Raw genomic sequence first — 23176 nt, 5'->3', positions numbered from 1 at the left:
ATGGCAAATACCCGAGCCCTCCACCGCCGCGAAACACCGCAACATGTCGCCATCATCATGGATGGAAACGGTCGCTGGGCCGTGCGTCGTGGCCTGCCACGGCTTGCCGGTCACAAGACCGGCATTGAGCGGGTGCGCGAAACCATCAAGGCCTCACCCGATCTGGGGATCACGCATCTGACGCTCTATGCGTTTTCGACAGAGAACTGGAAACGCTCCGAGGTCGAGGTCAGCGGCCTGATGCGACTGTTCCAGCGCTATATCCGCAAGGAAAGCACCAAGCTGCTCGAGGCGGGGGTTCGGGTCCGGTTTATCGGAATGCGGAATCGGCTAAGCCGTGATCTGCAAGTGCTGATGTCGCAATTGGAAGAGCTTACGGCGCAAAACGAGCAGCTGACGGTGACGGTGGCGCTGGACTACGGCGGCCGTGACGAGGTGATCCGCGCGACCCGCCTTATGATGGCGGATGTCGCCAAGGGCACGCTGGACCCGGATGCGATTACCGAGGCCACGGTTGACGGGTATCTGGACACCGCGGGCACCCCGGATCCCGATCTGGTCCTGCGCACCTCTGGTGAAGTGCGGGTGTCGAATTTTCTTTTGTGGCAAGCCGCTTACGCCGAATATGAGTTTCTTGATATCTGCTGGCCGGACTTCACCGCTGAGGTTCTGGCAGGCTGCGTTGAGCGGTATTCAACGCGCGAGCGCCGGTTCGGGGCCGTTGCTGGATGAGTAGCGCGGGCAAAAGCGGTGAATTTGGTGACCTTGGCGCCCGTGTTATTTCCGCGCTTGTTCTTGCAGGCGGGGCGGCGGTTCTGATCTGGTTGGGCGGCATCGCCTATGCCGCGATGCTGTCGGTCATGTCTGTCGTGCTGGTCTGGGAATACCGACGGATCGTTTTTGGCGTTGGCGGATCGCGCGGTGAAGCCTTCTATGCCATGGCGGCCCTTGCCGGGCTATTGCCGTTCTACGTGTATTTCTTCCACGGTGTGAACCTATTTGGGGTGAATGTTCTTCTGATACTGGCAGCATTTGCCGTGGCTGCCCTGTTTGTGGTGGATCAGAGGCGTGCGATCTGGACCGCACCTTTCCTGATTTACCTTGGATATGCCGTATTGGTGGCAATGCGCTTGCGCACCGGTGGTATCACGCCGATTTTCATGATTGTCGCGCTGGTTGCCGCTGCAGATATCGGGGCCTATTTCGCAGGCCGCTTTATCGGTGGGCCCAAGCTGTGGCCGCGCGTCAGCCCAAAGAAAACCTGGTCCGGCGCAATAGGTGGTTGGCTGGCTGCGATTGTTGTTGTCGTACTTTTACGCTTGATCGAACCGGCACTGGCAGAGCGGGAGCCGGGCTTTCTGACCGATTGGAACGCATGGTACCTTACGATCTCTCTCGCATTCTTCATCGCTTTCGCGTCGCAAATCGGCGATCTGGCAGAAAGCGCTCTGAAACGCTATTTCGGGGTTAAAGACAGTTCTAACCTTATCCCCGGGCATGGTGGCCTTCTGGATCGGTTGGATGGCCAGTTGGCGGGCTTTGTGATGATGGGCCTATTGACCATCTTCTATTTCTAATCCCATGCGCCGCGTTTCTGTTTTTGGCTCTACCGGCTCCATCGGGGTTAACACGCTGGACCTCATCGCGCGCAGGCGGGCGGAGCTTCAGGTTGTCGCGCTGACCGGGCATTCCAACATTGAGCTTCTGGCAAAACAGGCCATCGAGGCCGGGGCAGAGGTTGCCGTGACAGCCGATCCCGCACGCTTAGGTGACCTGCGTGACGCCCTGTCCGGCAGCAATGTAGTCGCTGAGGCGGGGCCAGAAGCGGTGTTGGAGGCCGCATCCCGGCCCACCGATTGGTGCATGAACGCAATTGTTGGGGCCGCCGGACTGCAGCCCGGGCTGACGGCGGCGCGCAATACCAGGATGCTGGCGCTGGCCAATAAGGAAAGTCTGGTCTGTGCAGGGCCTCTGCTGCATCAGGTCTGTGCCGCTCATGGCACACGCCTACTGCCCGTCGACAGCGAAATCAGCGCGCTTTATCAGGCCTTGCGGGGAGAGGACCCGGCCCATATCGACCGGCTGATCCTGACAGCCTCGGGCGGACCATTTCGCAACTGGACGACGGCGCAGATGGCCAATGCAACGCCGGAACAGGCGGTTGCGCATCCGATGTGGGACATGGGGCAGCGCATTTCCATCGACAGCGCCTCTATGTTCAACAAGGCGATGGAGGTTATTGAGGCAAAAGAGTTTTTTCAGGTTGATCCCTCGCAGATCGAGGTGCTGGTGCATCCACAATCGATCATCCATTCGCTGGTCGGATTTCGTGACGGCTCCTTGATTGCCCAGGTTGGACCGCCTGATATGCGGGGCGCCATCGGCTTTGCCCTGAATTACCCCGAGCGTGTGCCCTTGCCCGTAGAGCGGCTGGACCTTGCCAGCATCGCAAAGCTGGAGTTCGAGGCCCCCGACGAGGCACGGTTTCCTGCGTTGGCGCTGGCGCGCCGGACCTGCGAAATCGGCGGCTATGCCGGGGCCGTGTTCAATGCCGCAAAAGAAGCGGCGCTTGATCGGTTCCTTGCCAACAGTATAGGGTTCGTGCAGATGGCCGATCTGGTAAATGATGTGTTAGAAGTTCTGGGTGAAAAGACGTCCGTTGTCGGGGATGCGCTGCAACTTGACGCCATCCTTGATATAGACGCGCAAGCGCGACGTATTGCACTGAATTGGCAGCCTGATAGCGCGACGATGAAGCAGGAGATGTAAGCGTGTTTGAATTGTTTTCCACAATACCCTTTATCGGGCCATTCCTGTTTTATTGCATAGCGTTCGTTTTTGTCCTGTCCATCGTGATTTTCGTGCATGAGATGGGGCATTATCTGGTCGGGCGCTGGTGCGGCATCCATGCGGTTAAGTTCTCGATTGGGATGGGGCCTGTATTGGCCTCTACCTATGATAAGCGCGGCACCAAATGGCAGGTTGCGGCAATCCCCATCGGCGGCATGGTGCAGTTTCTGGGCGATGCAGACGGGGCCAGCCGGGCCGATACCGAAGAACTGGCAGATATGGACGAAGAGACGTTGAAGAAATCCTTCCATGGCTCCGCCATATGGAAGCGCATGGCGACAGTGGCCGCTGGCCCCGTGGCGAATTTTATACTCTCCGCAGTTGTATTTGCTGTTCTGGCGATGAGCATTGGCCTGCGGTCGGAAAAGCCGCTGATCGGTGAGGTTCTTGAGTTACCCGGTGTTGAAAACCCACTTGAACCCGGGGACATCATTCAGTCGGTAAATGGCAAGGAGGTTGCCACAATGCAGGCGGTATTTGAGGCCGCCTCAGAGATGGAGGTTCCCGCACCGATGCAGATGCGGATCCTGCGCGACGGCGCTGAACTTAACCTTACGGTCCCTTATGTCATGCCAGCCTTGGTGGGCCGGGCCGAGATTTTCACCGCTGCCCGCAAAGCAGGTATTCAAGGGGGTGATCTGATCACCGCGATTGATGGCGAGGAGGTAGTGGCGTTTCGCCAGCTTCTGGCGGCAGTTGAGGCATCTGAGGGCAAAGAGTTGAAACTCACGATCCAGCGGGATGGTGAAGAACTGATCATTCCTGTCGCACCCAAGGCGACCGAATACGAGACCGAGGATGGTACGTTCGCCACCAACTACCGGATTGGTGTTTCTCTAAGCTCTATTTACAGCACGGTCATGGAACGGCTGGCGCCCGTTGATGCTATAAAGTTCGGTGTCTGGCGTGTTTATGACGTGGCGCGCAGTTCATTGAATGCGGTCTGGCACATTATTACCGGCGGGCTAAGTGCAAAGAACCTGCAGGGCCCGTTAGGAATTGCTCAGCTGTCCGGCGAGCAAGCCAAACTTGGTTTCGCGGAACTGATCTTCCTGGTTGGCGTCATCTCGACCGCCGTTGGCCTGGTAAACCTGTTCCCGGTGCCCATCCTGGATGGTGGTCATCTGTGCTTCTTCACCTGGGAAGCGATCACCGGAAAGCCGCCGACCGAGAAGGCGATGCAGATGATCATGCCGGTTGGGCTTGCAATGGTCGTGCTGCTCATGCTTTTTGCCACATACAACGATCTACTCCGGCTGGTGGAGCAGTTTAGCTCCTAGCCGGTCATCCGACGGGGAGAGGGTATTATGGCCGCTGGCAAGGTTTGTGCGCGTCTGGCGCAATGTATATGTATTGTTGGCTTTGCGCTGCTATTTGCCGTGGCACCGGTGGCACCAAAAGCCACTGCACAGACCAGCAGCTTTTCCGGCGTCGAGGTGGTTGGAAACCAGAGAATCGAATCCGATACGATCCGGGTTTTCGCCGGAATCATCCCCGGGCAGCGTGTTTCCGCAGCGGAAATCAACGAAGCGCTGCAACGTCTTTTCGATACCGGGCTTTTTGAGGATGTGAAGATTACCCGATCCGGCAACCGTCTGGTGATCACCGTGGTCGAGAACCCGACGATTAATATCATCAACTTTGAGGGCAACAGTCGGCTTAAGGATGATCAGTTGTCACAGGTGATCTCGCTTCGCCCGCGCCGCGCCTATTCCCGCGCTGCCGCCGAGGCGGACGCGCAGGCGATCATTGATGCCTATGCCGCGCAGGGCCGTTTTGCGGCCTCTGTCCGGCCGGTGATTATTCGGCTGTCCGACAACCGGGTGAACCTTGTCTACGAGATTTTCGAAGGCCGGGTCACAGAGGTGCAGCGCATCAGTTTCGTCGGCAACGAACGGTTTTCTGACCGCCGCTTGCGCCGCGTGATCGAGACCAGCCAGGCCGGGTTGCTGAGCTTTCTGTTCAAGAACGATGTCTATGATCAAGATCGCCTGGAACTGGACAAGCAGAAGCTGCGCGAATTCTACCTGAACCGGGGATACATCGATTTTGAGGTGCTGGCCGCCTCGGCCGAGATTGCGCGTGAGCGTAACGGTTTTTTCCTGAACTTCTCGGTCAAGGAAGGGCCGCAATACCGCTATGGCGAGGTGTTTGTCAGCACACTGGCTGCAGGTCTGGACCCCGCAGAATTTGAGGCCAAGCTTGATCTGCGTCGCGGCGATGTCTATTCCGCCAAACGGGTCGAGCGGGTCATTGAACGGCTGGCGTTTCTGGCCGGGCAGCGGGGCTATGCGTTTATCGACGTGGTGCCGCGGATCACCAAAAACGATGACCAAACCGTCGATATCGAGTTCGAACTCGTCGAAGGCCCGCGTGTCTATATTGAGCGCATCGACATTCGCGGTAACGGACAGACCCAAGACCGGGTGGTCCGCCGTCAGTTCCGTGTGGTCGAAGGGGATGCCTTTAATGCACGTGAAATCCGGCGGGCCGAAGGGCGCATCCGCGCGTCGCGCCTTTTCGACCGTGTCGAGACGCGGGTTCGTGAAGGTAGCGGGCCGGATCGTGCTGTGGTTACCGTTGACTTGGAAGAAGCCGCAACCGGGTCATTGAGTTTCGGTGCAGCATTCTCATCCTCGGACGGTATTGCCGGAACGGTATCGCTGTCAGAGCGTAACTTTTTGGGGCGTGGGCAGGCGGTCAGTTTGGAACTGGCGCGGGGCAGGGACATTAACACTTTTGCCTTCAGCTTTACGGAACCAGCACTGTTTGATCAGGATCTGGCCCTTGGCTTCAACCTGTTTTACCGCGAGGCATCGCTCAGCGAATCCAGCGTGAAGACACGCAATATCGGCTTTACTCCGCGATTGGAGTTCCCATTGACCGAGGACAGCCGATTGCAGGTGCGCGCGCGGGTATCTCAGGACCGGATCAAAAATACCAGCCCAGACACAACCTCGCCTATCATTCTGCGTGAGCAGGGCGATTTGTTGACCACATCTCTTGGGTTTAGATACACGCTGGACAAACGGAACTCTCCGATTGATCCGACTGCCGGTTTTATCCTGACATTTGATCAGGATTTTGCCGGGCTGGCAGATCGCGGGTACTCTAAATCGGTATTGAGCGCACGGGCTTATACAAGCCTTTTCAACGAAGACGTCATCCTGTCGGCTGAGGTTGAGGGCGGTGCGTTGGTTTCGTTCACCGGAGACACCCGCCTGACAGAGCGCTTTACACTAGGTGGCGACTCGTTCCGCGGCTTTGCCCGTGGCGGACTTGGCCCTCGTGACCGATGCACTGCATGTTCCGGGGGAGGGCTTGAGGATGTCAACGACTCGCTGGGTGGCAACATGTATGCGGTTGCCAAGTTCGAGGCATCGTTCCCTATCGGTGTGCCTGAGGAATACGGTATCTATGGCGGTCTTTTTGCCGATGTCGGAACCATCTGGTCGCTTTATGACACAGCCGGTGCATCGGGCACGATTGACGATGCGCCGCATCTTCGCGCTTCGGTTGGGGCCAGCATCTTCTGGGAAACGGCCATCGGACCACTGCGCTTTAACTACGGCATCCCGATCGTCTCGGAAGATGGGGACGTGTTCGAAAGGTTTCGCCTGACGGTTGATACGCGGTTCTGATGGCAGGGTGGCGCAGGTTTCTTCTGGCGGTGGCTCTGCTGCTGCCTGGTGCTGCGCTCGCCCAACCCCTGCTAACCGTAGAGTTGGAGAATGTTCTTCAGCAATCCGAATATGGAAAGTCGGTTCTTGAGGAAGAGGCCAGCAGGATTGATGCACTGCGTCAACGCGGGCGAGAGATAGATTCGAATTTTGAATCCGAAGAACTGCGCCTGACCGAACAACGCGCCACGCTGCCGGCTGAAGAGTTCAGAAAACTTGCGGATGAGTTTGACGCCCGCGTCATCGCTACCCGGGCGGAGTTGCAGCAATTGGGGCGCGCGCTGGAACAGGAAAACCAGCGTCGACGTCAGATGTTTTTCAACAATGTGACCCCTATCCTTGTCGGCATCTTGGAAGAAACCGGTGCAACCGCTATTGTGGAGCATCGCGCCCTTCTTGTGGCCAGACAGGATTTGAATATCACGCAAGAGGTGATTAAACGTCTTGATCAGGCCTATCGGGCCGGACAGGTGCCGACGACGGATGATCCGCCGCCTGACGAAGAGAGAAACGAAGACCAGAGGCAGGAATGAGCTATACCAAGCAGGATCCGGAACTGGAGCACGCAGATATCCTGAAAATCAAACGGATGATCCCGCATCGTTATCCGTTCCTGATGATCGACAAGGTGTTAAATATCCGACCCGGCGAGGCTGCGGTTGGGGTCAAAAATGTTACCGTCAACGAACAATTGTTCGAAGGGCATTTTCCTGCGCAGCCGGTTATGCCCGGCGTTATGCTGGTTGAGGCGATGGCGCAGACCGCCTCGGTTCTGGTTATCCGCACGCTTGAGATGGTCGACAACGAATTGCTTGTCTATTTCATGTCGCTGGAAAAGACCAAATTCAGAAAAGTCGTTATGCCTGGTGATCAGGTTGAGCTTCATGTGAAAATTCTGCGGGGCCGGGGGCGTGTCTGGAAATTCTGGGGTGAGGCCCAGGTTGATGGACAGGTTGCCGCCGAGGCGGAGTTTACGGCGATGATCCAGGATCCCCCCAAAGACGAAGAGGCCTGAGCCATGGCAATCGCATCCAGCGCCGAGATACACCCCACAGCAATCATCGGGGGCGGTGCCGAGATCGGCGAAGGATGCCGGATCGGCCCCTATTGCGTTGTCGGGTCGGAGGTGTGTCTGGGTGCCGAGGTTGAGTTGAAGTCACATGTCGTTGTCGAAGGCATCACAACGATTGGGGACGAAACCCAGATCTATCCCTTTGCCTCAATCGGGCATGCGCCGCAGGACCTTAAGTATGCCGGAGAAAGAACCCGGCTGACGATTGGTGCGCGGAACCGGATCCGCGAATATGTTACCATGAACCCGGGCACCGAAGGCGGTGGCGGGCTGACCAGTGTCGGCGACGGTAACCTTTTCATGATGAGCGTGCATGTCGGCCATGATTGCCATGTCGGCGATGGCAATGTTCTCGCCAATTCCGTGGCACTGGCCGGGCATGTGACACTGGAAGACAATGTCGTCATTGGCGGCCTTTCCGGGATCCAGCAATTCTGCCGTATTGGCACTGGTGCGATGATTGGCGGGATGTCCGGTATCGTTGCAGACGTTATTCCTTATGGCACAACCGCGGGCGAGCGGGCGCATCTGGTCGGCCTGAACCTGGTCGGCCTGAAACGCCGCGGGGCGGAACGGGCGCAGGTCAATGAGCTGCGTAACGCGTTTACGGAAATGTTCTCGGGCGATGAGACGCTCAAGTCGCGCATAGGCGAGATTGGGGCCCGATACCCTGATAATCCGCTGATAGCGGATATCATCCGCTTCATTCAGGCCGAGGATGGCCGCCACTTTACCTCGCCCGCCTGACCCATGCCAAATCCCGAAAAGGCTCCGAAAGCGCAGGCACCGCTGGCAATTGTTGCCGGGCAGGGCGATTTGCCCCGGCTGATTGCAGAGGAACGTGCGCGGCAGACCCAGCCCTATCGTGTCGTGCAATTCGAAGGAACCACGCTTGATTGGCTGGGGGATCACCCGGTTATCAAAGGTGTATTTGAAAAGCCGGGGCGGTTGTTTTCCGACCTGCGAAAGGCGGGCTGCAACAAGATCACCTTTGCCGGTGGCATGCGCCGACCGCGCCTGTCACCGCTGCGATTTGACCTGACCGGCATTCGGCTTGCACCAAAGCTTTTTTCGGCTCTGCGGTCAGGGGATGATGCAGCGCTTAGAACCGTCTCAGAGATCTTTGAGGCAGAAGGTCTGGATGTGGTCGGGGCGCATGAACTCCTGTCCGGGCTTTTGGTGCCTGAGGGTGTTCTTGGCAAAGTTCAGCCCACGGATGAGGATCGCGACGACGCCGCCCGTGCGGCCGAGCTGGTTGCCGCCATCGGAGCGGTCGATGCCGGGCAGGGGGCCGTGGTGGCACAAGGTATCTGCCTGGGACTGGAGAGCATTCAGGGCACCGACGCGATGCTGGAATTCGTTGCCACCAGTGCGGGCGGTTTTCGCCCTGACCCAGAAGGCGCGCAGGGGGTTTTACTGAAGGCGCCCAAGCCTGGACAGGACTGGCGCGTCGATCTGCCGGCCATCGGACTGCGGACAGTGGAACTGGCCCATGCCGCTGGCCTAAGCGGTCTGGCGGTGCAGGCGAATGCGGTTCTTGTGCTTGGCCTGGAGGAGACCATCGCCAAGGCAGATGAACTTGGCCTGTTTCTGTGGGGCCGCCCAGCGTGAGCCGGATGCGCCTGTTTGTCGTAGCGGGCGAAGCATCGGGGGACCGTCTTGGTGCTGACCTGATGGCGGGGCTGCGCGCGGCGCACCCGGATATCGAGTTTATGGGTATCGGCGGGCCGCTGATGCAGGCTGAGGGGCTGGATAGCCTGATCCCGATGGATGACCTGTCGGTAATGGGCGTGGCCGAGGTTTTGCCGCGCCTGCCGACCTTGTTGCGCCATATCTCGCAGACCGCGAAGGCTGCGATTGACGCTCGCCCAGCCGCCCTGATCACCATAGACAGCCCGGATTTCTGCCTGCGCGTGGCCAAGAAGCTGCGCCGTACCGCCCCCGATACTCCAACCATTCACTATGTCGCGCCATCGGTTTGGGCGTGGCGTCCGGGGCGGGCGGCCAAGATGGCGAAGGTCATCGACCACGTTCTCGCCCTGCTGCCATTTGAACCGCCCTATATGGAAGCGGCTGGCATGAGCTGCGACTTCGTTGGCCATCCCGTGGCGCATGCTGCGGTGCCTTCGGACAAGGACGTTGCGGCGTGGCGGGAAGTGCAGGGTATCGCGGCAGACGACACGCTGCTTTGTGTCTTGCCCGGGTCGCGCGGTGGCGAAGTGGCCCGCATGGGGCCGGTGTTTCGGGATGTGCTGGCACACCTGTCAGCGCCGGTGTGGATCGTTATCCCAACGCTGGAGCCTCGTCTTGAGGCCATATACGCGATGTTCGGTGACCTAACCCCTTCGCCGATTATCCTGACCGATGACGCTGCGCAGAAACATCTGGCGATGGCGGCGGCTGATGTCGCATTGGCGGCTTCGGGCACCGTCGCGTTGGAACTGGCCTCGGTCGGCACGCCGATGGTCATCGCCTATGATGCTAACCGTTTGACCGCAGCTTTGGTCAAGCGGCTGGTCAAGGTCGACGCGGCTAATCTGGTTAGTTTGCTGACCGGGACGCGGGTGATCCCCGAATTCTTGTTCGACGATTGTCAGGCATCAAAGATTGCGCCTGCGTTGGAGTGCCTTATCAAAGATCAGGCTGCCCGGCATGAACAGAAAAGCCTGTGTGCTGAGGCCATGCGGATGCTGGGGCGTGGCGGGGAAAGTACCGGCGCGCGGGCTGCGCGGTCTGTGCTAGAGGCGATTAAGCCATAAACGTCAGCAGCTTTGGGCTGCTATAACCGTCTGCCGCTTAGACCAGATGAGCGTTTTGTGGCGGGTGCCGTGCTCGTGGTTTTCTCGACGAACATAGGATTGTTCGACGGAGGAAATATGAATGAACAAAACGCTTTATATAGGATTGGATGTCCACAAAGATACGATTGCAGTCGCCGTTGCTGAAGATGGTCGTAGCGGCGAGATCAGATTTCACGGAATCATCGTCAATTCGGCAGATGCCGTGCTACGTCTTACGAAGAGGCTTACCAAGTACGGACACACTCCGTCATTTTGCTATGAGACCGGGCCATGTGGCTATGGCCTGTACCGGCTTTTGACGAAGCTTGGCTTTGAATGCGCGGTCGTTTCACCCTCGATGATCCCTCGCAAAGCAGGTGACCGGGTCAAAACAGATCGGCGAGACGCCGAGATGTTGGCGCGACTTTGGCGTGCGGGCGAGTTGACACCCATTTGGACACCAGACGAAGAACAGGAGGCCATGCGCGACCTGATCCGCACCCGCAAGCAGGCGATGGACGCCGTGAAGGTGGCGAAACAGCAATTGCTCAGCTTTCTTCTACGTCATGGACTTCGGTACGAGAATGGAGGCTATTGGCCGCTCAGGTCTGTTGTAAGACACCCTAGGTGGTAAGCCTGCCCGCGCCGTTGTGTAAATGCTTTGGATTTGCACATAAAGGCATGGTCGGGGCTGTCAGTTAAGGCCAGAAGCGGCTTTGCAGGTTGTAAAGAACGGCCTTCAGCCCTCGCAGAAGTCCGCGACCACAGGGTCAAGCGCATCACGTAACACGTCAGGTGTGATCCGGAACACGTGATGCGGGGTCCCCGCAGCAGCCCAAACCTCGTCAAAGGTTAGGATCGCTGGCTCCATAAAGGTGCGCAGGCTGGTCTTGTGTCCGAAGGGGCTGACGCCGCCTATGGCAAAGCCGGTGACCTCGCGGATGCTGGTGGCATCACCCATTTCAACAGTTTTTCCAAACAGATCACCTGCTTTCTTAAGGTCAACCCGATTGTGCCCGGCGGTCAGAAACAGCCCGTGTTCGGCATCGTCAGTGGCCCGAAGCACAACAGATTTGATGATCTGGGCAACCGTTGTACCCGTCGCTTCCGCCGCCTGCGCGGCAGTCAAGGTGCCCGTTTCCAGCTTAACCGGCTCAATCGAGATACCGCGCGCCTCTGCATCTGCAATGACGCGCGCAAGGCTTTTGCTCATGGCTGCTTAGCGTGCTTCGACATCGACATAGTCGCGATGCGGTGCGCCGACATAAAGCTGGCGCGGACGGCCGATTTTCTGGCTGGGATCGGCGATCATCTCTTTCCACTGTGCGATCCAGCCGACGGTGCGCGCCAGCGCAAAGATCGGCGTGAACATGGATGTTGGGAATCCCATCGCATCAAGGATAATGCCGGAATAGAAGTCGACATTCGGATAGAGCTTTTTCTCAACGAAATACGGGTCGTTCAGGGCGATTTTTTCCAGTTCCTGCGCGACTTGCAGGGTGGGATTGTCCTCAACCCCCAGAAGGTCCAGAACCTCTTTGGCGGTTTCCTGCATCACCTTGGCGCGGGGGTCATAGTTCTTGTAGACCCGGTGGCCAAAGCCCATCAGGCGGAACGGATCGGCCTTGTCACGGGCGCGGTCGATATATTCGGGGATACGGTCCACGCTGCCGATCTCGCGCAGCATGGTCAGCGCGGCTTCGTTCGCGCCGCCATGGGCCGGACCCCAAAGACAGGCCACACCAGCAGCAATACAGGCAAACGGGTTCGCCCCGGAAGAGCCGGACAAGCGAACGGTCGAGGTCGAGGCGTTCTGCTCGTGATCTGCATGCAGGGTGAAAATCCGGTCCATTGCGCGCGACAGGATCGGGTTCACCTCATAATCCTCAGCCGGGACCGAGAAGCACATATTCAGGAAGTTCGCCGCATAATCCAGATCATTGCGCGGATACACAAAAGGCTGGCCTACGTGATACTTATAAGCCCAGGCAACGATGGTCGGCAGTTTGGCGATCAGGCGCAGGGTTGCAACCTCGCGCTGCCAGGGGTCCGAAATATCGGTGCTGTCATGATAAAAGGCCGACATTGCCCCAACAACACCGCAGACAATCGCCATCGGGTGCGCGTCGCGGCGGAAGCCTCGGAAGAAATAGCTCATCTGCTCGTGCAGCATGGTGTGACGCGTCACGCGCCCCTCAAAATCCTCAAGCTCGGCCGCAGAGGGCAGATCACCATAGAGCAGCAGGTAGCAGACTTCCAGATAATGCGATTTCTCGGCCAGTTGTTCGATGGGATAGCCGCGGTAAAGAAGCTCACCTTTGTCGCCATCAATATAGGTAATAGCGCTTTCACAAGCCGCCGTAGATGTGAAGCCAGGGTCGTAGGTAAAGACGTCAGCCTGACCATAAAGTTTGCCAATATCCACGACATCCGGACCCAGTGTGGGCGATCGCATGGGGAAATCGAAACCTTTACCGTCAAAGCTGATTTTTGCGGTGCGTCCCGTGCCTTCTGACATGATGTTCTTTACCTTTCTGGTCGATGCCCGGCACCGGTTGCGCCATCGGGCCTTCAGTTGTGTCCGGTGGCGTCCTCAAGACGCAACAGGGATTCTTTCTGGCCGAGAATGACCATGACATCGAACACACTTGGTGAAATGGTTCGACCGGTCAAAGCGGCGCGAAGCGGTTGTGCAACCTTGCCGAGTTTCAAATCTTCGGCTTCGGCGAAATCCTTGAGAAGATCCTCAAGATTGGCTTGCGTCCAGCTAGCATCTCGCAGGCGCGAAGTCAATCTAGAGAGCATTTCGCGCGCCTCTACCGTCAGTTGATTTAGCGCCTTTTCATCGGGCTGAAATGGACGGTCGTTCAGGATGAATCCAGCCATATCAAGAAGTTCTGGATATGTCTTGACCCGTTCCTTCATGCCCGGCATCGCCTGACGCAGCAGCACAGCCTTCTCTGCCCCCCAATCGGGGAGTTTTTGCGTTGCAGCAAAATTTTGCAGCTCCTGAATCAGGGCATCGTCCTCGGTCGCGCGGATATGCTGTCCGCTCAGGTTCTCAAGCTTCTTAAAGTCGAAACGCGCAGGGCTTTTGCCCACCGCATCCAGACCGAACCATTCAATTGCCTGATCAGTGGTAAAGAATTCGTCATCACCATGGGACCAGCCAAGGCGAGCCAGGTAATTTCGCATCGCGGCGGCCGGATAGCCCATATCGCGATAGGCCTCGACCCCCAATGCCCCATGGCGTTTGGACAGTTTGGCACCGTCGGGTCCATGGATCAGCGGGATATGGGCAAAGACCGGGGGGTTCCAGCCATTTGCCTGATAGATCAGGGTCTGGCGGGCCGCATTTGTCAGGTGATCATCGCCGCGAATGGCATGGGTGACCCCCATATCATGATCATCCACCACAACGGCCAGCATATAGGTGGGTGTCCCGTCCGAGCGCAGCAAAACCAGATCGTCCAGCTGATCATTGCCCCAGGCGACACGGCTCTGCACTGCATCCTCGACCACGGTTTCGCCGTCCTGCGGTGCTTTCAGCCGGATCACATAAGGCGCGCCATCGGGCGGTGTGCCGCCGTCGCGCCATGGGGACGGAAACAGGGGCGGACGTTTTTCGGCCCGGGCCTGTTCGCGGAACGCGTCGATTTCCTCTTTGGTGGAATAGCAGCGATAGGCCGTTCCGGCCGCAACCATTGCCTCGGCGATCTCGCGGTGCCGGTCGGCGCGGTCAAACTGCGAAAACGCGTCGCCGTCCCAATCCAGCCCCAGCCAACGCAGACCCTCATAGATCGCTTCGGTCGCCTCAGGGGTAGAGCGTTCGCGGTCCGTATCCTCGATCCGCAGCAGGAACTGTCCTTTGTGATGGCGGGCGAACAGCCAGTTGAACAGCGCCGTGCGGGCGCCACCAATATGAAGAAAACCTGTTGGAGAAGGGGCGAAACGGGTCACCACCGGTGCTGCAGTCATATCCTTAACCTCCTGGCAACCATGATCCCGGAAAACTTGCGGCTATGTAGGACGGAAGTGCTTTGGAGAACAAGGGTGCGCCTGACGTCATTTATGGCCGATCAGATCGAGGCGCAGCGCGGCACGGCCATGCTGTGGGCCCCGGTTATGCTGGCCATCGGTATCGGCTGGTATTTTGCCCGGCTGCAAGAGCCGTCCACCGCTCTGATCTGGACCTCTACTGTTTCGGCGCTGATGCTGTTTGCAGGCGCGGCTTTTTTGCGCCGCCCGGCGGTGCTGTTGCCTGGCCTGATCGCGGCAGGGCTGGTCCTGGCCTGGTGGCAGACGCAGCGGGTTGCGGCACCGGTGCTTGGCTTTACCTATTTCGGCACTGTCGAGGGGCGGATCGTGGATCGGGATCGTTCGGCCTCCAACTATATCCGTTTGACGCTGGATCAGGTCTATCTGCGCGGCGTAGAGCCTGACGCAACCCCAGCGCGGATTCGCATCTCGTTGACCGGGCCTGCGACAGAGGGCGCGCTGCGGCCCGGCGCGCGCGTGATGGTGCGCGGTCGGCTTGGCCCACCGGGTGCACCGGTAGAGCCAGGCGGGTTCGATTTTCGCCGTCATGCCTGGTTCGAACGGGTTGGGGCCGTAGGCTATGCGCGTGATCCGCTTGTGGTCGCTGATTTGACACCCCCCGCCAGTTGGGAGGTGCAGGTCTTTGCCTTTCGCATGTGGCTGGCCGATGCGATCCGTGCGCGGATGCAACCTGATACCGGTGCATTCGCCGCCGCGATCCTGACCGGCGACCGGTCCGAGATTGCGCCGGATCAGCTGGAGGCCCTGCGCGCCTCCAACCTTGCGCATCTGCTGGCGATCTCCGGGCTGCATATGGGGTTGGTGACGGGTCTTGTTTTTGCGGCGCTGCGCTACGGGTTGGCTTTGCTGCCGGCGGTGTCACTGTGGCTGCCGGTGAAAAAGATGGCCGCTGCTTCGGCCTTGCTGGCGGGTGTCTTCTATCTGGTGATGTCCGGGGCCTCTGTGGCAACACAGCGGGCCTTTATCATGGCGGCAGTGGCGCTGGGGGCTGTGATGCTGGACCGCCCTGTTTTGACGCTTCGTGCGGTGGCGATTGCGGCCTGTCTGGTGCTGATCCTCAGGCCGGACAGTCTGACGGGACCGGGCTTCCAGATGTCGTTTGCAGCGACAACGGCTTTGGTGGTTGGGTTTAACGCGCTGCGCCAGTGGCATTTCTGGAAAGCTATGTCGGCGGGAAGATGGCGGTACCTGCGCCCGGTACTGGCGGTGGCCTTTACCTCGTTCATTGCGGGGGCGGCGACGATGCCGTTTTCGGCGTTTCACTTCAACGGCATCTCTCAATACGGGTTTGTGGCCAATCTGGCGGCGGTGCCGGTGATGGGGCTTGTGGTGATGCCGGCAGCTGCGGCTGCGCTGGTGCTGGCCCCGTTGGGGCTGTCAGAGCTGGCGTTGGCGGTGATGGGATACGGGATCGCGCATATCCTTGGCGTTGCAAACTATGTCGCAGGGATGGACGGGGCCCTGCTGCGGGTGCCGTCGGGGCCTTCGGTGTCGCTGGGACTTATGACCTTTGGTCTGATCTTGATGGTCTTGCTGCACGGGCGGCTTCGTACGATAGGGGCGATACCGGTTGTTGTAGCGCTGGTTCTTTGGGCCGGACATCCCCGGCCGCTTTTATTGGTGGCTTCCAATGGGCGCACGATTGGCATTCTGACGCCTGAGGGGCGTGCGATCAGTTCGGGGCGAGGCAACAGCTTTGCCGTTTCGGTCTGGCTGGAGAATGATGGCGATGCCGCTGATATGGAGGCAGCCTTCGCCCGGCCCTTGCCGCGACGAGACCGTCAGATCGTTCAGGGTGAGCTGATGACGGGGGCGCCTGTGACCTGGACCAACGCGAAACTGCCGGATCAGGCGTCGTGTCATTCGGAAGGGTGGTTAATTGCCCCGAAGTGGAATGATAAGGTCGTCGGAGATTGTCACTACATCGGGGCACAAGCGCTGGCGAGGAACGGCGCACATGGTATATATCCGAGCCATTCGACGGGAGTGGTTCTGCGCACAGCGCGTGATTATGCAGGCGACCGGCCCTGGACCGGCGGCGGGTAGGGTGGGTTTAAACCCACCCTACAGCTTGCCCTTGATGGTGCGCGGAACGACAGGTCTAATAAAGACCGGCCGTGGCTTTAGTAACTGCGGATCAGACCGACGAGCTTGCCCTGCACCTGCACCTGATCGGCAACATATAGGCGTGTTTCGAAAGCCGGGTTTGCGGCTTCCAGGGCTATTGCGTTACCACGTTTCCGCAAGCGTTTCAGCGTGGCTTCATGGCCTTCGACAAGGGCCACAACAATATCGCCGTTCTCAGCAGTGTCCTGTTCCCGGATCACAACAATATCGCCATTGTTGATCCCGGCATTGATCATCGAATCGCCCTTCACTTCCAGCGCAAAGTGTCGCGCGGTGCCCGAGACCATAGTGCCAGGGATCGAGACGTGATGCGACACCTGTTCGATGGCCGTGATCGGCGTACCTGCTGCGATCCGTCCCATCACTGGCAGGCTGACCGCATCAGTCCCGATGGGAAAGCCCGGGTCCTGTGGCGGCGCGCTCGGCCTTGGTTGCAGCCGGGTGACATTGCCACTGTCCTCGATACTGTCGGGCAGGCGGGTGATCTCAATCGCCCGGGCCCGATGCGCCAAACGGCGGATGAAACCACGTTCTTCAAGCGCTGTGATCAGGCGATGAATGCCGGATTTGGACCGTAGATCCAGCGCCTCTTTCATTTCATCGAAGGAGGGCGGCACGCCATCGCGTTGGATCCGCTTATGGATAAAAGTCAGAAGATCGAGTTGTTTTTTTGTCAGCATGTTAAGTTCCCTGCCCGGATACTCTGCTATTCTTGGCTTTCGAAAACCCGCAGCGGGTTTGTCAAAAGGCGCGGTGTTGAGTCCATTGCTTCGCAAGATGGCCGTCATTACTCGACCACGAAACGCACTAATGTTCCATTAAGTTCTATATGTGTTCTCGTTTTGTGTCAACAATTGCGTGCGGATCGCAGTAGGGTCCATCCGGGGGACTCAATCCAGCGGGATGTAATCGACCATGTGTCCGGCCTTCAGGGCATCGGCATGTGGCTCCCGAATGACCAGAATATCGGCCTGACCAAGCACGGACAAAAGCGCGCTGTCCTGACGTTCGGCAACCACCGCCTGTCCCTCCACCAGTCGTGCGCGCATGTAATGTGCCCGCGGACCATTGGCGGGCAGGTCATTGGCCAAAGGGGCGGTCTGACGGCGGTCATTGTCGGGCAAGCCCAGCATCCGTTCGATTATCGGGCGCAGGAACAGCACGCCGCAGACCATGGCCGAGACAGGGTTACCGGGCAGGCCCAGCATTGGCGTGCCGCGCAGCTTTCCAGCCATCAGGGGTTTGCCGGGGCGCATGGCGATCTTGTAGAAATCCAGCGCCAACCCCATGGACGTCCCGGTCGATTGCACCAGATCATGATCCCCCACCGACGCGCCGCCCAGTGTGACGATCAGATCGGCCCCCATGGCCAGGTCGAACGCGGCCGTCAGGCTTTCGGCGGTGTCGCTGGCAATGGGCAGGAGACGGGCGCGGCCGCCGATAGCCTCCACCATCGCTGCCAGTCCGAAATTGTTGGACGAGACGATCTGATCGGGTCCCGGCATGTCGCCGGGCATAACCAATTCATTGCCAGTCGCGATCAGGGCAATAACCGGGCGGCGTCGGACCGGCAGGCTGGCGTGGTTCATTGCGGCGGCCAATGCAATATCGCACGATGTTAAACGCCGGGGCGCGTTCAGCGGATCGCCTTGGGCGAAATCCGCACCCGCTGGTCTGATATAGCTGCGGGTATCCCGCCCTTCGCGAACGGTGATCCGGTCGCCGCCACGAATGGCGTCTTCCTGTATCAATATCGCATCAGCGCCGTCAGGGACCGGCGCACCCGTAAAGATGCGCACGGCAGTGCCAGGAGACAGCACGGCCTGGTGCCGCGATCCGGCGGCAGCCTCGCCGACAACCTGCAGCACCATACCCGGTTGCGCATCGGCATCGCGGACCGCATATCCATCCATCGCCGAGGCGGCAAAGGGCGGTTGAGTGCGCTTTGCCGTAACGGTTTCAGCCAGCACCCGTCCACCGGTGCGGTCCAGCGGAACGGTTTCGACCGGCATGCGGTCAGCCAGGGCGAGCACCCGCTCCAGCGCCTCGGCCACCGGGATCATTCGGCTTGGTACTTTCCGGATTTGCCGCCATCCTTGAAGACCAACCTTGTGCCGGTCAGCACCATGCCCTTATCGATGGCTTTCAGCATGTCGTAAACGGTCAGCTGCGCGACGCTGACCGCAGTCAGTGCTTCCATCTCCACCCCGGTCTGGCCCGAGGTTTTGACCGTCGCCGTGACCTCAACCCGCGCCGGATTATCCGCTGGTGTCAGATCCAACGAGACTTTGGCCAATGCCAGCGGGTGGCACAAAGGGATCAGATCATGGGTCTTTTTCGCGGCCATGATCCCGGCTAGCCGCGCGACACCCAGAACATCACCCTTCTTTGCGGTGCCCTCACGAACCACGGCCAGCGTCTCTGGGTGCATCTCGATAGCCCCTTTGGCTGTAGCGGTGCGGGAGGTGACATCCTTGGCGGAGACATCCACCATATGCACGGCACCTTCGGCATCAAAATGGGTCAGCTTTCCGGTCATGACGCCTCCGTCGACAGAATGGAACGGGTGGCGGCCGCGACATCAGCCTGACGCATCAGCGCTTCGCCAATCAGAAAGGTATGCACATCTGCCTCGGCCATCGCGGCAAGGTCTGCTGCGCTAAACAGCCCAGATTCTGACACGACCATACGGTCAGCAGGCACCAGCGGTGCCAGACGGCGGGTGACATCGAGCGAGGTTTCAAACGTGTGCAGATCGCGGTTGTTGATGCCCAGCAGCGGGACGGAAAGGGGCAGGGCGCGCTCCAACTCCTCTTCGTTATGCACCTCGATCAGCGCATCCATGCCCCATCCGGTGGCAGCATCGGCCAGTTCTGTGGCTTGAGCATCCGAGACCGAGGCCATGATGATCAGAATGCAATCAGCCCCCAGGGCGCGGGCCTCGGCCACCTGGTAGGGATCATATAAAAAATCCTTGCGCAGCACGGGCAAGTCGCAGGCACCGCGTGCCGCGCCAAGGTAGCTGTCATCGCCCTGAAAGGAGGGCGCATCGGTCAGCACGGAAAGGCAGGTCGCCCCGCCGTCCTGATAGGCGCGGGCCAGTGCAGGTGGATCAAAATCCTCCCGGATCAGGCCTTTGGACGGGCTGGCCTTTTTGATTTCGGCAATCAGGGCTGCGCGTCCTTGCTTGTGGGTGGTGCGGATGGCGCGGGCGAAAGGCCGGACGGGTGTGGCGGCGCGGGCGGCGTCCTCTACCTGCGACTGAGGCCGGGCCGCTTTACGCGCGGCCACGTCTTCCAGTTTGTAAACCTTGATGCGGTCAAGAACGGTGCTCATGCCTGTGTCGCCTTTGCCAGTGCGTCTGCCTTGAGGCGCGCTGCGCCGCTGTCGATTGCTTCGGCGGCTATCGTTACGCCATCTTTCAGATCAGCTGCCTTGTCCGCGATCACCAGCGCAGCAGCGGCATTCAGCAGCACGGCATCGCGATAGGCGGATTTTTCACCCCCAAGCAGCGCGCGCAAGGCGTCCGCGTTTTCTGCGGGGCTGCCACCAAGGATGGCCTCAAACGGGTGAACCGGCAGGCCGGCATCCTCGGGGTGCAGTTCTCTTTCGGTCACAGTGCCGTTTTCCAGTGCGGCGACCCAGCTTATCCCGGCGATGCTCAGCTCGTCCGTGCCATCACTGCCATGCACCAGCCAAGCCTTTTCCGAACCCAATGCCTTCAACGTCTCGGCCATTGGGCGGATCCAATCGCGGGAAAAAGCCCCGGTCAGTTGCCGTTTTACCTCGGCCGGATTGGTCAGCGGGCCAAGCAGATTAAAGATCGTGCGGGTGCCCAGTTCTGTCCGGCTGGGCATGACATATTTCATCGCCGGGTGATGCATCGGGGCCATCATGAAGGCAATCCCGACCTCTGCCAGCGCCTTTTCGACGGTATCGACGCCGACCATCACCTCGACCCCCAGCATTCCAAGCGCATCTGCCGCGCCGGATTTGGATGACAGGTTACGGTTGCCATGCTTGGCTACGGGAACACCAGCCCCGGCCACGACAAAGGCGGTCGCGGTCGAGATATTCAGCGTTCCCATGCCGTCACCTCCAGTGCCGACAATGTCCATTGCCCCAATAGGAGCATTAACCTTGAGGCAGTGCGCGCGCATTGCTGCAGCGGCGCCAGTAATCTCATCGACCGTTTCGCCGCGTGTGCACAGCGCCATCAGCAGCCCACCAACCTGTGATGGTGTTGCCTCCCCGGTCATCAGGATTTCAAAAGCAGCTGCGGCCTGTTCACGGCTGAGCGGCCCATCTGCGGCTGCTGCAATCAACGGCTTTAACGTATCACTCATGCAGGTTCTCTTACTGTGGTCAGAAAATTCTGCAACAGCTTGTGTCCATGTTCCGAGGCAATGGATTCAGGATGGAACTGCACGCCATGCAGCGGCGCATGCCGGTGCTGCAGCCCCATGATCGTGCCGTCATCCAGTTCGGCCGTCACCTCAAGGTCATCGGGCAGATCTGTGCGCTGCACCACCAGTGAGTGATAGCGCGTCGCCGCAAAGGGGGAAGGCAGGTCAGCAAACAGGCCCTTATTGGTGTGCCGGATCGCATCCGTCTTACCATGCACGATCTGATCATGGCGGATCACTGTTCCTCCCATTGCCTGAGCAAGACTTTGATGACCCAGACAGACGCCCAGCAGCGGCGTGTTGGTTTCCAGCGCCGCATTAACCATGGCCATGCAAACACCGGCATCATCCGGCGTACAAGGCCCCGGGGACAAAACGATTCCCGAAGGTTTCAATGCCATGGCCTGTTGCACATTCAACGCATCATTGCGATGTACTGCCACCTTTGCGCCCAATTCGCCCAAATAATGGACAAGATTGTAAGTAAAGCTGTCGTAGTTATCGATGAGGAGAAGCATTTTTTAACAGTTTCCCTGCCATCCTGATGCGTTAGGGGTGGCGTAGCGTTGCAAGCCGACGCTATACATGCGCGGGGGATGTAGTTGTGGTCAAGAGGTACTGGGTCTAAGCGTTTTGAAGAATGCGCGCGCCTGACATCTAAAGAGGAGTCGAGAATGGGTGGTTTCATCCGCGGTTTGTTCACTGGTCTGGTGCTATGCGGCATCGCTTTTTCCGCTGCGGCAATTGTATTCCCGCGTCAGGGCGATACGACCGTCGAAATTCTGGAGCGGCCTGAACAAGACGCTCCGGCACAAGGCTCCTCTACGCAGGGCCAATCCGGCGCGCTGACCCCGGCTACACCGCAGTCTGCGCCAACAATAACGCCACCACAGCAGCAGTCGACTGGTTTGCAGATCGCAGCCCCCTCTGTCTCCGGCGGCGGTCAGGGCAGTGATTCGACCCCGAGTATCGGTGGTGGCCTCAGCTTGTCGGCCCCAAATGTGGCTGATGGATCAGGGGCGGGCAATTTGGGTGCCAACGCCGACAGCGCACCAACTCGCCGAACGAATGATGGCAGTACCAAAGTTGCAATAGCAGAACCGGTGACCAGCCGGCCAACCGTCGACACCGCGTCGACTGCAGCGCCCGAAGTCGGCGGTGTTGATTCTGCGGCCGCAATTTCCGATAGCGATAAACCTGCATTGACCAAGTTGAGTGCGAAACCTCTGGTCGCAGGCAAGGCGCTGACCGACAATGCAATACCTTTCAATGGCGATTCCGATCGTCCGCTGATGGCAATCATCCTGCAGGACAGCGGTGTACCGGATGAGTTGCGTCGCGGTCTTCTGACTCTGTCTGCACCGATTACATTTGGGGTGACTGCCAATCTGGATAATGCCAGCGGTATATCTGCAAACTACGCGCAAAAAGGCTTTGAGATTGTGGCGGTCCTGCCCAGCCTTGACCAGCCGATCCAGCGCGGTATGCCGGCAGCAGAGGTTAACGCTTTGCTGAGCGGCGTTTTTGATGCCGTACCCAGCGCTACAGCTTTGGTGGATCAGATTGATGGCGACTTGCCGCGCGATCCTGCCTTGGTCAAGGCCGCACTCGAAACGCTGAAGATTACTGGCCACGGCCTGCTGACCCACCGTGGGTCTGGCCTGAACAACGTACCGCAACAAGCGGTTGGAGCCGGTGTTCCCAGTGATATTGTCTTTCGTGTCGTTGATGACGTCTCGGACCCTGCTGCAATCCGACAGGAGTTGGATCGCGCGGTTCTGGAGGCGAGCAAATCTGGCCGCGTGATCGTGATCGGTCGTGTGCAGCCTGACACGGTGACAACGCTGTTTTCCTGGTTGCTAAGCCCAAGTGCATCAGCAGTGACCATCGCGCCAGTATCGACGGTAATGTCGGGTGGCGGTTTTTGAGTAGGGCAGCTGGCATAAGCTCAATGACGCCAGTTTCAAAACGCCTGTCATGGTTTCCCATGGCGGGCGTTTTCTTTGTTAGGTGATCATATTGTTTTGTGTGAACGTCTGGCTGAGATGCCCGGAAACTTTCAAAGTTTCCGGACCGATTTCCTTGGAGGAAATCGGATTTCCGGACGTTTGGTCGAGATGATTCTGGGTAACAAATTAAATGAGGAACCGAGTTTTTTAGTTCCGTTGCCCCGATATATATAAACGACGCTCAACAACTTGA

22 protein-coding genes are annotated in these 23176 nt (G+C 58.9%); 13 read left to right on the top strand and 9 right to left on the bottom strand.

Annotated elements, in window-relative coordinates; all coding sequences use genetic code 11:
* The 11 genes from uppS to ACW9UQ_RS00710 all read left to right on the top strand — a co-directional run bounded on the left by uppS (position 1) and on the right by ACW9UQ_RS00710 (position 11016).
* Positions 1-732, top strand: coding sequence for a polyprenyl diphosphate synthase (gene uppS, locus ACW9UQ_RS00760; RefSeq protein ID WP_458929078.1), 732 nt, complete (start codon positions 1-3; stop codon positions 730-732).
* Positions 729-1577, top strand: coding sequence for a phosphatidate cytidylyltransferase (locus ACW9UQ_RS00755; protein WP_458929077.1), 849 nt, complete (start codon positions 729-731; stop codon positions 1575-1577). The genes uppS and ACW9UQ_RS00755 overlap by 4 nt, the downstream gene beginning before the upstream one ends.
* A gap of 4 nt (positions 1578-1581) precedes the next feature.
* Positions 1582-2769 carry a 1-deoxy-D-xylulose-5-phosphate reductoisomerase gene (dxr, locus tag ACW9UQ_RS00750; RefSeq protein WP_458929076.1) on the top strand — a complete coding sequence of 396 codons (1188 nt, stop codon included), beginning with the start codon at positions 1582-1584 and terminating at the stop codon, positions 2767-2769.
* A 2-nt stretch (positions 2770-2771) separates the two neighbouring features.
* Complete coding sequence (rseP, locus tag ACW9UQ_RS00745; RefSeq protein ID WP_458929075.1) at positions 2772-4130, top strand: RIP metalloprotease RseP; 1359 nt, start codon at positions 2772-2774, stop codon at positions 4128-4130.
* A gap of 27 nt (positions 4131-4157) precedes the next feature.
* Positions 4158-6491 carry an outer membrane protein assembly factor BamA gene (bamA, locus tag ACW9UQ_RS00740; RefSeq protein WP_458929074.1) on the top strand — a complete coding sequence of 778 codons (2334 nt, stop codon included), beginning with the start codon at positions 4158-4160 and terminating at the stop codon, positions 6489-6491.
* On the top strand, positions 6491-7063 hold the full coding sequence (locus ACW9UQ_RS00735) for an OmpH/Skp family outer membrane protein (protein WP_458929073.1): 573 nt from the start codon (positions 6491-6493) through the stop codon (positions 7061-7063). Before bamA ends, ACW9UQ_RS00735 begins: the two co-directional genes overlap by 1 nt.
* Positions 7060-7545 (top strand): 3-hydroxyacyl-ACP dehydratase FabZ, encoded by a 486-nt coding sequence (fabZ, locus tag ACW9UQ_RS00730; protein ID WP_458929072.1) that lies wholly within the window; start codon positions 7060-7062, stop codon positions 7543-7545. Before ACW9UQ_RS00735 ends, fabZ begins: the two co-directional genes overlap by 4 nt.
* Before the next feature lie 3 nt (positions 7546-7548).
* Entirely contained in the window at positions 7549-8349 is an 801-nt protein-coding gene (lpxA, locus tag ACW9UQ_RS00725) for an acyl-ACP--UDP-N-acetylglucosamine O-acyltransferase (protein ID WP_458929071.1), read from the top strand.
* A gap of 3 nt (positions 8350-8352) precedes the next feature.
* Positions 8353-9213 (top strand): LpxI family protein, encoded by an 861-nt coding sequence (locus tag ACW9UQ_RS00720; protein ID WP_458929070.1) that lies wholly within the window; start codon positions 8353-8355, stop codon positions 9211-9213.
* Between the two features lie 5 nt (positions 9214-9218).
* Positions 9219-10361 carry a lipid-A-disaccharide synthase gene (gene lpxB / locus ACW9UQ_RS00715; protein WP_458929142.1) on the top strand — a complete coding sequence of 381 codons (1143 nt, stop codon included), beginning with the start codon at positions 9219-9221 and terminating at the stop codon, positions 10359-10361.
* A gap of 121 nt (positions 10362-10482) precedes the next feature.
* Positions 10483-11016, top strand: a complete 534-nt coding sequence (locus ACW9UQ_RS00710; RefSeq protein ID WP_458929069.1) for an IS110 family transposase — start codon at positions 10483-10485, stop codon at positions 11014-11016.
* Positions 11017-11121: 105 nt separating this feature from the next.
* On the opposite strand, the gene ACW9UQ_RS00705 is transcribed toward ACW9UQ_RS00710, so the two are convergent.
* The 3 genes from ACW9UQ_RS00705 to gltX are packed head-to-tail and all read right to left on the bottom strand — an operon-like array spanning position 11122 to position 14360.
* Complete coding sequence (locus ACW9UQ_RS00705; protein ID WP_458929068.1) at positions 11122-11595, bottom strand: YbaK/EbsC family protein; 474 nt, start codon at positions 11593-11595, stop codon at positions 11122-11124.
* Between the two features lie 6 nt (positions 11596-11601).
* Complete coding sequence (gene gltA / locus ACW9UQ_RS00700) at positions 11602-12900, bottom strand: citrate synthase (protein WP_458929067.1); 1299 nt, start codon at positions 12898-12900, stop codon at positions 11602-11604.
* A gap of 53 nt (positions 12901-12953) precedes the next feature.
* Positions 12954-14360 carry a glutamate--tRNA ligase gene (gene gltX / locus ACW9UQ_RS00695; protein WP_458929066.1) on the bottom strand — a complete coding sequence of 469 codons (1407 nt, stop codon included), beginning with the start codon at positions 14358-14360 and terminating at the stop codon, positions 12954-12956.
* Positions 14361-14435: 75 nt separating this feature from the next.
* On the opposite strand from gltX, the gene ACW9UQ_RS00690 reads away from it, so the two are divergent.
* The gene (locus ACW9UQ_RS00690) at positions 14436-16487 is read left to right on the top strand and encodes a ComEC/Rec2 family competence protein (RefSeq protein ID WP_458929065.1); all 2052 of its coding nucleotides are present in this window, start codon (positions 14436-14438) and stop codon (positions 16485-16487) included.
* A 77-nt stretch (positions 16488-16564) separates the two neighbouring features.
* On the opposite strand, the gene lexA is transcribed toward ACW9UQ_RS00690, so the two are convergent.
* The 6 genes from lexA to ACW9UQ_RS00660 form a co-directional block, all read right to left on the bottom strand.
* Complete coding sequence (lexA, locus tag ACW9UQ_RS00685; RefSeq protein ID WP_458929064.1) at positions 16565-17248, bottom strand: transcriptional repressor LexA; 684 nt, start codon at positions 17246-17248, stop codon at positions 16565-16567.
* A 210-nt stretch (positions 17249-17458) separates the two neighbouring features.
* Entirely contained in the window at positions 17459-18631 is a 1173-nt protein-coding gene (locus ACW9UQ_RS00680; protein ID WP_458929063.1) for a molybdopterin molybdotransferase MoeA, read from the bottom strand.
* The gene (gene moaC / locus ACW9UQ_RS00675; protein ID WP_458929062.1) at positions 18628-19107 is read right to left on the bottom strand and encodes a cyclic pyranopterin monophosphate synthase MoaC; all 480 of its coding nucleotides are present in this window, start codon (positions 19105-19107) and stop codon (positions 18628-18630) included. Before moaC ends, ACW9UQ_RS00680 begins: the two co-directional genes overlap by 4 nt.
* Positions 19104-19904, bottom strand: a complete 801-nt coding sequence (gene trpC / locus ACW9UQ_RS00670) for an indole-3-glycerol phosphate synthase TrpC (protein WP_458929061.1) — start codon at positions 19902-19904, stop codon at positions 19104-19106. The genes moaC and trpC overlap by 4 nt, the downstream gene beginning before the upstream one ends.
* Positions 19901-20914 (bottom strand): anthranilate phosphoribosyltransferase, encoded by a 1014-nt coding sequence (gene trpD, locus ACW9UQ_RS00665; protein ID WP_458929060.1) that lies wholly within the window; start codon positions 20912-20914, stop codon positions 19901-19903. Before trpD ends, trpC begins: the two co-directional genes overlap by 4 nt.
* On the bottom strand, positions 20911-21492 hold the full coding sequence (locus ACW9UQ_RS00660; RefSeq protein ID WP_458929059.1) for an anthranilate synthase component II: 582 nt from the start codon (positions 21490-21492) through the stop codon (positions 20911-20913). The genes trpD and ACW9UQ_RS00660 overlap by 4 nt, the downstream gene beginning before the upstream one ends.
* Positions 21493-21648: 156 nt before the next feature.
* Here ACW9UQ_RS00660 and ACW9UQ_RS00655 point away from each other — a divergent pair, with 156 nt between their 5' ends.
* Complete coding sequence (locus ACW9UQ_RS00655; RefSeq protein ID WP_458929058.1) at positions 21649-22902, top strand: divergent polysaccharide deacetylase family protein; 1254 nt, start codon at positions 21649-21651, stop codon at positions 22900-22902.
* Positions 22903-23176 lie beyond the last annotated feature (274 nt).

Source organism: Halovulum sp. GXIMD14793 (genome assembly GCF_054457435.1).
Note: the sequence above shows the minus strand (reverse complement) of the source record. Positions and strands in the feature narration are given on the sequence as shown.

What these genes read in the sequence shown, in the direction of transcription:
- uppS (WP_458929078.1), top strand. Translation starts at nt 1, where the DNA reads ATGGCAAATACCCGAGCCCTCCACCGCCGCGAAACACCGCAACATGTC.
- ACW9UQ_RS00755 (WP_458929077.1), top strand. Translation starts at nt 729, where the DNA reads ATGAGTAGCGCGGGCAAAAGCGGTGAATTTGGTGACCTTGGCGCCCGT.
- dxr (WP_458929076.1), top strand. Translation starts at nt 1,582, where the DNA reads ATGCGCCGCGTTTCTGTTTTTGGCTCTACCGGCTCCATCGGGGTTAAC.
- bamA (WP_458929074.1), top strand. Translation starts at nt 4,158, where the DNA reads ATGGCCGCTGGCAAGGTTTGTGCGCGTCTGGCGCAATGTATATGTATT.
- ACW9UQ_RS00735 (WP_458929073.1), top strand. Translation starts at nt 6,491, where the DNA reads ATGGCAGGGTGGCGCAGGTTTCTTCTGGCGGTGGCTCTGCTGCTGCCT.
- fabZ (WP_458929072.1), top strand. Translation starts at nt 7,060, where the DNA reads ATGAGCTATACCAAGCAGGATCCGGAACTGGAGCACGCAGATATCCTG.
- lpxA (WP_458929071.1), top strand. Translation starts at nt 7,549, where the DNA reads ATGGCAATCGCATCCAGCGCCGAGATACACCCCACAGCAATCATCGGG.
- ACW9UQ_RS00720 (WP_458929070.1), top strand. Translation starts at nt 8,353, where the DNA reads ATGCCAAATCCCGAAAAGGCTCCGAAAGCGCAGGCACCGCTGGCAATT.
- lpxB (WP_458929142.1), top strand. Translation starts at nt 9,219, where the DNA reads ATGCGCCTGTTTGTCGTAGCGGGCGAAGCATCGGGGGACCGTCTTGGT.
- ACW9UQ_RS00710 (WP_458929069.1), top strand. Translation starts at nt 10,483, where the DNA reads ATGAACAAAACGCTTTATATAGGATTGGATGTCCACAAAGATACGATT.
- ACW9UQ_RS00705 (WP_458929068.1), bottom strand. Translation starts at nt 11,595, where the DNA reads ATGAGCAAAAGCCTTGCGCGCGTCATTGCAGATGCAGAGGCGCGCGGT.
- gltA (WP_458929067.1), bottom strand. Translation starts at nt 12,900, where the DNA reads ATGTCAGAAGGCACGGGACGCACCGCAAAAATCAGCTTTGACGGTAAA.
- gltX (WP_458929066.1), bottom strand. Translation starts at nt 14,360, where the DNA reads ATGACTGCAGCACCGGTGGTGACCCGTTTCGCCCCTTCTCCAACAGGT.
- lexA (WP_458929064.1), bottom strand. Translation starts at nt 17,248, where the DNA reads ATGCTGACAAAAAAACAACTCGATCTTCTGACTTTTATCCATAAGCGG.
- ACW9UQ_RS00680 (WP_458929063.1), bottom strand. Translation starts at nt 18,631, where the DNA reads ATGATCCCGGTGGCCGAGGCGCTGGAGCGGGTGCTCGCCCTGGCTGAC.
- moaC (WP_458929062.1), bottom strand. Translation starts at nt 19,107, where the DNA reads ATGACCGGAAAGCTGACCCATTTTGATGCCGAAGGTGCCGTGCATATG.
- trpC (WP_458929061.1), bottom strand. Translation starts at nt 19,904, where the DNA reads ATGAGCACCGTTCTTGACCGCATCAAGGTTTACAAACTGGAAGACGTG.
- trpD (WP_458929060.1), bottom strand. Translation starts at nt 20,914, where the DNA reads ATGAGTGATACGTTAAAGCCGTTGATTGCAGCAGCCGCAGATGGGCCG.
- ACW9UQ_RS00660 (WP_458929059.1), bottom strand. Translation starts at nt 21,492, where the DNA reads ATGCTTCTCCTCATCGATAACTACGACAGCTTTACTTACAATCTTGTC.
- ACW9UQ_RS00655 (WP_458929058.1), top strand. Translation starts at nt 21,649, where the DNA reads ATGGGTGGTTTCATCCGCGGTTTGTTCACTGGTCTGGTGCTATGCGGC.